9 protein-coding genes and 1 rRNA gene are annotated in these 8010 nt (G+C 57.8%); 8 read left to right on the top strand and 2 right to left on the bottom strand.

Features of this window, described 5'->3' with window-relative positions; genetic code table 11:
• Positions 1-107: 107 nt before the first annotated feature.
• Positions 108-226: ribosomal RNA gene (rrf, locus tag HMPREF0183_RS11585) — 5S ribosomal RNA — on the top strand.
• A 110-nt stretch (positions 227-336) separates the two neighbouring features.
• Here rrf and HMPREF0183_RS11580 read toward each other — a convergent pair.
• Positions 337-834, bottom strand: coding sequence for a flavin reductase family protein (locus tag HMPREF0183_RS11580; protein ID WP_005886359.1), 498 nt, complete (start codon positions 832-834; stop codon positions 337-339).
• On the opposite strand from HMPREF0183_RS11580, the gene HMPREF0183_RS11575 reads away from it, so the two are divergent.
• From HMPREF0183_RS11575 to adhP, 3 genes are all read left to right on the top strand, one after another.
• Positions 833-1102, top strand: a complete 270-nt coding sequence (locus HMPREF0183_RS11575) for a DUF3039 domain-containing protein (protein WP_005886356.1) — start codon at positions 833-835, stop codon at positions 1100-1102. The two genes, HMPREF0183_RS11580 and HMPREF0183_RS11575, sit on opposite strands and share 2 nt — an antisense overlap.
• The gene (locus tag HMPREF0183_RS11570) at positions 1099-2877 is read left to right on the top strand and encodes a DEAD/DEAH box helicase (RefSeq protein ID WP_005886354.1); all 1779 of its coding nucleotides are present in this window, start codon (positions 1099-1101) and stop codon (positions 2875-2877) included. The genes HMPREF0183_RS11575 and HMPREF0183_RS11570 overlap by 4 nt, the downstream gene beginning before the upstream one ends.
• A gap of 114 nt (positions 2878-2991) precedes the next feature.
• Complete coding sequence (adhP, locus tag HMPREF0183_RS11565; RefSeq protein WP_040349116.1) at positions 2992-4014, top strand: alcohol dehydrogenase AdhP; 1023 nt, start codon at positions 2992-2994, stop codon at positions 4012-4014.
• A 65-nt stretch (positions 4015-4079) separates the two neighbouring features.
• On the opposite strand, the gene HMPREF0183_RS11560 is transcribed toward adhP, so the two are convergent.
• Entirely contained in the window at positions 4080-5396 is a 1317-nt protein-coding gene (locus HMPREF0183_RS11560; protein ID WP_005886351.1) for a nicotinate phosphoribosyltransferase, read from the bottom strand.
• Between the two features lie 75 nt (positions 5397-5471).
• Here HMPREF0183_RS11560 and clpS point away from each other — a divergent pair, with 75 nt between their 5' ends.
• The 4 genes from clpS (at position 5472) to rph (ending at position 8007) form a co-directional block, all read left to right on the top strand.
• Complete coding sequence (gene clpS / locus HMPREF0183_RS11555) at positions 5472-5753, top strand: ATP-dependent Clp protease adapter ClpS (RefSeq protein WP_083801510.1); 282 nt, start codon at positions 5472-5474, stop codon at positions 5751-5753.
• The gene (locus tag HMPREF0183_RS11550; protein ID WP_005886347.1) at positions 5750-6355 is read left to right on the top strand and encodes a DUF2017 domain-containing protein; all 606 of its coding nucleotides are present in this window, start codon (positions 5750-5752) and stop codon (positions 6353-6355) included. The genes clpS and HMPREF0183_RS11550 overlap by 4 nt, the downstream gene beginning before the upstream one ends.
• A 2-nt stretch (positions 6356-6357) precedes the next feature.
• On the top strand, positions 6358-7182 hold the full coding sequence (locus HMPREF0183_RS11545) for an MBL fold metallo-hydrolase (RefSeq protein WP_005886345.1): 825 nt from the start codon (positions 6358-6360) through the stop codon (positions 7180-7182).
• Positions 7183-7260: 78 nt separating this feature from the next.
• A complete protein-coding gene (rph, locus tag HMPREF0183_RS11540; RefSeq protein WP_005886344.1) occupies positions 7261-8007 on the top strand; it encodes a ribonuclease PH in 747 nt (248 codons plus the stop codon).
• Positions 8008-8010: the final 3 nt, after the last annotated feature.

Genomic DNA, 8010 nt, shown 5'->3' with positions numbered 1-8010 from the left:
GGACAACAAACCTGGACATCACGAACTTTTCATAACGACTCGCGTCCACACGAACAACACAAGAAACAACACCGTGCACACGCACTGTGTGTGCCCCCACTGTTTTTTGCGGTGGTTATAGCGTCAGGGAAACGCCCGGATCACCATTCCGAACCCGGAAGCTAAGCCTGACAGCGCTGATGGTACTGCACCCGAGAGAGTGTGGGAGAGTAAGACACCGCCGCAAAATCAACCTAAAAGAAAAGAGGAGACCACGAAACCGTGGCCTCCTCTTTTCTCATATTCAACACAAAACGGTAAGGCCCGACCTACTTACTGGTCATGCCCACAAACACATCACCGAACTGTTCCGTACACTCGGTTCCTTCGCACTAACGATGGTGTGTCGGGACTACCACCTTGCGCAACAACCGGCCCGGAAAACAACGTGTGCGTAGCAACCACATGACGTTGGACCACCTCGATCTCGAAGAACGCACACGCGCCTGCAATATGCGCGGGTCCTCGTTCACCCTCAACGGTGGAAATCTCGTTTAGCAAACCGTAGTTCGGTTGCCCAGACGCGCCTAACCACGCTGCGATATCTTCCTGATCACTATTGAGCACACTGAGCGTAAACATGGGCGCAGGTTCCAACACATCCATGATCCGTGACAACGTCAGAACGGACACCAGCATGGTTGGCGGGTCCCACGACACGTCAAGAAACGAGTCGACTGTGACCCCTGTGAGCCTAGATCCCTCACCAACAGTGACCACTGCCACGCCAGAAGCAATTGAATCACTCAACCGGCGGTAGTCGTCCACAAAGTCACTGGATAGAATAGGGGGCATGACTGAAACCTATCCGAGTACCGGTGGCACAGCAACACTCGACCGCGAGTTGCAGGAACAACTGACCGAACCCGGTGATCACGAGCGGTTTTCACATTACGCACCCAAAGCGAAGATCATGGAATCCATGGTCACAGGTACGCCCCTGGTAGCTCTGTGTGGCAAAGTATGGGTCCCCAGTCGAGACCCTCAAAGATTCCCCGTCTGCCCGCTGTGCAAAGAAATCTACGAATCCATGCCAGAAGGTCAGGAGCCTGACGACGAGTGAACACTGGTAGGGTTCCAGGAACCTCTGCCGCCGAACACCTTTCTCCCGCTTTCCCCGAACGCGCCGCGTGGGGAACAGCGGGAAAATTGCGTGCATGGCAGGCTGAGGCACTCGAACAGTACTTTCGCAATGAACCTCGCGACTTCTTAGCAGTCGCAACTCCGGGAGCAGGTAAAACGACCTTCGCCCTGCGTTTAGCATCCGAACTGCTTGCTCAGCGCAAAGTCGACCGAGTCACCGTCGTCGCTCCCACAGAACACCTTAAGGTGCAATGGGCAGCAGCCGCCGGTCGAGTGGGAATCAAACTTGACCCGAACTTCAAGAACTCACAAGGACGCTCAGCGCCAGGGTTTCACGGGGTTGCAGTCACGTATGCGCAAGTGGCCGCGAAGCCGGTGCTCCACCAAAACCGCACAGAAAAGTACCGCACGCTCGTCATCCTCGACGAGATTCACCACGCAGGTGATGCGCTGTCCTGGGGTGACGCCGTACGTGACGCTTTCGAACCTGCCCGCCGCCGACTCGCCCTCACCGGAACGCCCTTCCGGTCGGACACCTCGGCGATTCCTTTTGTCACCTACGTCCCCGACGACGAAGGCATACGCACCTCGCAAGCCGACTACTCCTACGGATACTCCCGCGCGCTAGGCGACGGAGTGGTGCGCCCCGTCATTTTCATGACCTACTCCGGCAACATGCGCTGGCGCACAAAAGCCGGAGACGAAATGGAAGCCATCCTGGGCGCAGACGCCACAAAAGACGTCCACGCACAAGCCTGGCGGACTGCACTGAACCCCAAAGGCGAATGGATCCCCGCAGTTCTCCGGGCAGCAGATCGCAGGCTGACCGAAGTACGACGCACAGTGCCTGACGCAGGCGGGCTGGTGATCGCAACCGATCAGCAAGTGGCCCGCGCATATGCCAAACAGCTCAAAGAAATTGCGGGCGAAGACGTGACCGTGGTGCTTTCGGACGAAGCTGGAGCCAGCGACCGCATCGAGGAGTTCCAAAACTCCGACCGCCGCTGGATGGTCGCGGTCCGCATGGTGTCCGAAGGTGTGGACGTGCCCAGACTGGCAGTGGGCGTGTACGCGACCTCGTCAGCCACCCCGCTGTTTTTTGCGCAGGCCGTGGGACGTTTCGTGCGAGCCCGCAAACGCGGAGAAACCGCCTCGATCTTCTTACCCAGTGTGCCTGTGCTCCTGGCTCTTGCCAACAACCTGGAAACTGAACGCGACCACGCTCTCGATGTGCGGCGATCCGAAGACGACGAGGAACAAGGGCTACTTGACGATCAAGCCCTCAATGAGGCGAACCGCAACGAATCTGCGTCGGGGGACTTAGCGACAGGAACATATGAAGCCTTGTCAGCAGAAGCGTCTTTTGACCGGGTGCTCTACGACGGTGGCGAATTTGGGGCCGGGGGAGCCGTAGGTTCAGACGACGAACTGGACTTCATTGGCCTGCCCGGGCTGCTCGAACCCGAGCAAGTGTCCCACCTTTTGCGTGCACGCCAATCAGAACAGTCCAAACGCAAGGGTCGGGTCACGCCCACCGAAGACCCTGACGAACTTGAACACAAAGCGATGAAAGAGGAACGCAATAAACTGCAATCGCTGGTGGGGGCATGGGCCCGACGCACCGGCAAGCCACACGGTTCCATCCACATTGAACTGCGTCGCGCGTGCGGTGGCCCCGCCGTAGCGCAGGCTTCGCGCGAACAGATCCAAGACAGGATCAAAACCCTGCAACGGTGGTTTGTGGGTCGCTCATAAATTTCGCATCGGGTATTCACATGGGCCATGACTCGTCAATAGGATTCATAAGAGATGCACTATGTGTGTCTTGCAGAAAATCTGCGATCTATAGCGACGAAGGAGTTGGCCCCCATGTCCGAAACAATGAATGCAGCTGTCGTCAATGAGTTTGGAAAAGACCTCGAAGTCAAACAAGTAGATGTTCCCAAACCCGGTCCATACCAGGCGCTTGTGAAAAACATTTCGTCTGGCGTGTGCCACACCGACCTTCACGCCGCACACGGTGACTGGCCGGTCAAACCAGAACCTCCTTTTATTCCTGGCCACGAAGGTGTTGGAAAGGTCGTCGCGGTGGGTGACTTCGTCACGCGCGTAAAGGAAGGTGACTTGGTTGGTAACGCGTGGCTGTGGAGCGCGTGTGGTGAGTGCGAATACTGCGAAACCGGCTGGGAGACGTTGTGTGAGAAGCAGGAGAACGGTGGCTATTCGGTCGACGGTTCGTTCGGCGAGTACATGCTGGTAGACAGCCGTTACTGCGCACTCATCCCAGAGGGTGCTGACCCATATGAAATCGCGCCGGTTCTGTGTGCGGGTGTCACGGTGTACAAGGGTCTGAAAGAAACCGAGGTGAAGCCCGGTGAGTGGGTTGTTATCTCTGGTGTAGGTGGTCTGGGGCACATTGCAGTCCAGTATGCGGTTGCCATGGGAATGCGAGTTGCTGCTGTAGACATTGCTGATGACAAGCTCCAGCTTGCTAAGAAGCACGGGGCCGAGGTGGTTGTCAACGCATTCGCGAACGACCCAGTTCCAGCGATCCAGGAAGCAGTGGGTGGAAGTCACGGTGTTCTGGTGACAGCCGTGCACCCAGACGCTTTCGGTCAGGCGATTGGAATGACTCGTCGCGGTGGCACGATTGTGTTCAACGGTTTGCCACCAGGTGAGTTCCCTGCACCGATCTTCGACATTGTGCTTAAGGGTCTGACGATTCGTGGTTCGATTGTGGGAACCCGTCGCGACATGGAAGAAGCTTTGGACTTCTACGCGCGTGGCCTCATCCACCCCACGTTTACTAAGCGTCCTTTGGGCGACATTAACGCGGTGTTTGATGAAATGGTCCACGGCAAGATCGACGGCCGCGTGGTTGTCGAATACTGAGTGAATCGCTGAGTGAACCTACATGAGCGGGGTTACAGGTGTGAAAGCCTGTAACCCCGCTCATGTTATGCGTTGTAGTACACGGTGGGGATAGCCGGCTCACCGTCCTGCAAGCGGTGCGCGGTACGGGGCAGTTCGCGAATGCAGTCGTGGTAGTGGGCGCGTGCTCGTTCCACACCTTCCGGGCCGGTGAACCCATCGACGATTTGGCCGTCAACCACGAGGTCAACGGTGAGCGGGCGACCACTGGAAACTTCTTCCGGCAAAGTAGGCACTCCGATTGCCTCTTCAGTTGCCACGCCACCTTCGAGCGCGCGCACGGCCTGCTTGAACCCACCGTGCGATCCCTTGCCAGCAGATTTCTTTTCAACCGAGACCCAGTCTTCACCGTTGTCGGAGCGGGCCACCAGTTTGTACACCAAATTTGCTGTGGGGGAGCCTGAACCGGTGACTAGGCGCGTTCCTACTCCGTAGGAGTCGGTTGGGGTGGCTCGGAGGGACGCGATTGCGTATTCGTCCAGGTCCGAGGTGACAGTGATTTTCGTATTGGTGGCGCCGAGTGCGTCGAGCTTTTCGCGGACCTCTGTCGCCTGGATTCCAAGGTCACCCGAGTCAATGCGCACCCCACCCAGCTCAGTGCCCGCGACTTCGATTGCGGTTTTGAGTGCTTCGTCGACGTCGTAGGTGTCTAAAAGCAGGACGGTGTCTTTGCCTAGTGCTTTGACTTGGGCGTCGAAAGCTTCGCGTTCGGTGTCGTGGAGAAGGGTGAAAGCGTGAGCAGCGGTTCCAATTGTGCGGAGCCCGTAGCGCCTTCCTGCTTCCAGATTCGAAGTCGACGCGAATCCGGCGATCACTGCGGCACGTGCTGCACCCACTGCGGCATACTCCTGGGTTCGGCGTGAACCCATGTCTGCACATGGACGATTACCGGCGGCCCGTGACATACGGGAAGCAGCGGACGCAACGGCCGTGTCGTAGTTCATGATGGACAAGATGAGCGTTTCGAGGACTACAGCCTGCGCAAAGGTTGCTTCAACGGTGAGGATGGGGGAGTGAGGGAAGTACATGTCCCCTTCTGCGTACCCTCGAATGTTTCCCGTGAATGTGTAACTTTCAAGCCAGTCCAGAGTGGTGTCGTCCAGGATGTTCGCTGATTTGAGAAAAGCGAGTTCATCAGGACCGAAAGTGAAGTTTTCGAGTGCCTCTAAGAAACGTCCGGTTCCTGCGACCACGCCGTAACGGCGACCGGGAGGGAGCCTGCGTCCAAAAACTTCAAAGAGACAAATGCGTTCTGCGCGGCCGGATTCCAGAGCAGCCTGAACCATGGTGAGTTCGTACTGATCGGTGAGAAGTGCCGTGGACTGGCGTGTGAGATCACTCATACCTGTGATCCTATTGCACCTTCCTACTGCGAGTCACAATCATATTTCGCATATGGTGAATATGTGAGCACTTCCATGAGCACCTTAGCTGAGCCAGAGGTTGACGAAGTCGTTGCGACTGACTCACCCTGGGTAACTATTGTGTTCAATGACCCAGTGAACCTCATGTCGTACGTGACGTATGTTTTCCGAAGCTACTTTGGGTATTCGCCGGCTAAAGCGAACAAGTTGATGATGGAAGTCCACAACAACGGGAAATCGGTTGTTGCAACCGGGACGCGTGAAGAGATGGAACGTGACACGGCAGCGATGCATGGTTTTGGACTGTGGGCTACGTGTAAGAAGGCTGACGCATGAAGATCACGCCCAGTGCGCGCTTTACGGCAATTGTTGAAGTCGAACCAGTTGAACGTCGTCTTCTCGCCGGACTTTTTTCTGACGCTGCAGAGTTGCTCGGTGGCGACGACGCCGAAACTGAAGCAGATGAACTAGCCATACTGGTAGGAATGAGCTCTGGAGAGCGACCCACCGACCCAGCTGTGCTCCGACTTCTCCCGGACGTGGACGCCGAAGACTCGGAGCGTGCAACAGAGTTCAGACGGTTGACTGAACGAGACATTCGCGAGTCGAAGCTGGCGAACTTCCGAACGGCACTATTCACCTTGGACAGGTCCGGCAGGGCGGAACTCACGGAGGAGCAAGCCCGAGCCTGGGCTACTGCCTTGGGCGACGTGCGTCTAATCCTTGCGACCCGGCTGGGAATCGCGACCGAATCTGACCTTGAAAACCTGCTGGAGACGCTCGACGAACAGCCCGAAAGCACGGTCATGACGGTGAACGTGTATGAACTTCTCACCTGGGCACAGGACCGTATCACGACTATTCTTTTGGAAGCTCTCCCCGACCTCGGCGAGGATGACGAGGCCGGCGGCAACGACCTCGGGAACGAAGGGCCTTAACAATGACTGACTTTTCGATCACAGCGGTAGGGATTTCTGGTTCCTACCCTGGGCCGGCATCTTCGGCTAGTTGCTACGTGGTGAGTGCACACGACGGGGAGAAAACCACCAACATTGTTTTGGACCTGGGCTCTGGTGCTTTGGGGCCGCTCCAAACGGTTCTCACACACACCCAGATCGACGCGGTATTCCTTAGCCACCTCCACCCCGACCACTGCCTCGACGTCACGGGCCTGTACGTGCTGCGCACATACGACCCCGAATTCTTCTTCGCTGACACGCCTCTCCCTAAACTTCCCGTGTACGGGCCCGGCGGGAGCGAGGACCGGCTCCAAGCAGCCCACCGCACACCCGCCGGACTGGCAGCAGGGCCTGGAAAAAACGCAGATGAATCGACTCTCAATTCCGCGTTCGAGTTCAAGGACCTCACGCCCGGCTCACGACACACAATTGGGCCACTGACCGTGATACCTCATTTGGTGGAACACCCGGTGGAAACCTATGCGCTTCGTATTGAGCACGCCAATGGTGCCGTGCTGACGTATTCGGGCGACTCAGATGCGTGCGACGGACTGGTGGCGGCCGCTCACGGAGCTGATCTATTCGTGTGCGAAGCAGCTTTTGAAGAAGGCCGCGACACTGTTCGGGGCATTCACCTTACCGGTAAGCGCGCGGGTGAAGTTGCGCAAGCAGCAAGTGTTAAACGCCTCATGCTCACACACATACCGCCGTGGACCAGCGAAGATAAGGTGCGTACAGAAGCTACGGGAGCTTTTGGGAGCACCCCCGAAATCGCGGCGCCACTGACTACATACACGGTTCCCTGAACGACCTCGGGAAACCCCGCCCCAACCAGCTAATCCGGCTCCCGCCACAACCAACCCATCCCAACGCAAGGAGAAACAGTGCGATTTGACGGACGCCAAGCAAATGAACTGCGCGAGGTAAAGATCACCCGCGGTTGGCTCGACCACGCGGAAGGTTCCGTGCTCGTGGAGTTCGGACGCACGCGAGTGCTGTGCGCAGCCTCGCTGACCGAAGGCGTCCCGCGCTGGATGAAAGGCGAAGGGCGCGGTTGGGCCACGGCCGAATACGCCATGCTTCCACGCGCCACCCACACCCGTAGTTCCCGCGAAAGCGTCAAGGGAAAGATCGGGGGACGGACACACGAGATCTCCCGGTTGATCGGCCGTAGTTTGCGTGCGGTTCTTGACTTGTCGAAACTTGGCGAGAACACGCTCCAGGTGGACTGTGACGTGTTGCAGGCCGACGGTGGCACGCGCACGGCCGCAATCACGGGTGCGTATGTTGCGCTCGTCGACGCGGTTGCGAAAGGCAAGGAGCTGGGGTGGATTCCTAAGAACGCCGAGGTGTTAAAGGACTCCGTGGCCGCGATCAGCGTGGGAATTGTGGACGGGACGCCCGTGCTGGACTTGCCGTATGAAGAGGATTCGACCGCCGAAACCGACATGAACGTGGTCATGACTGGCTCGGGCGCGTTCGTGGAGGTGCAGGGAACCGCGGAAGGCGCCCCGTTCGACCGCGCTGAACTGGGGTCGTTGCTGGATTTGGCGGAGCACGGGTGTGCGGAACTCGCCCGGATTCAGGCCAGTGCTCTGGCACAAGACCTGGTGCGCGGTTCAGATCAGTAAGGG

Source organism: Brevibacterium mcbrellneri ATCC 49030 (genome assembly GCF_000178455.1).
Classification (GTDB): Bacteria; Actinomycetota; Actinomycetes; order Actinomycetales; family Brevibacteriaceae; genus Brevibacterium; species Brevibacterium mcbrellneri.
Note: the sequence above shows the minus strand (reverse complement) of the source record. Positions and strands in the feature narration are given on the sequence as shown.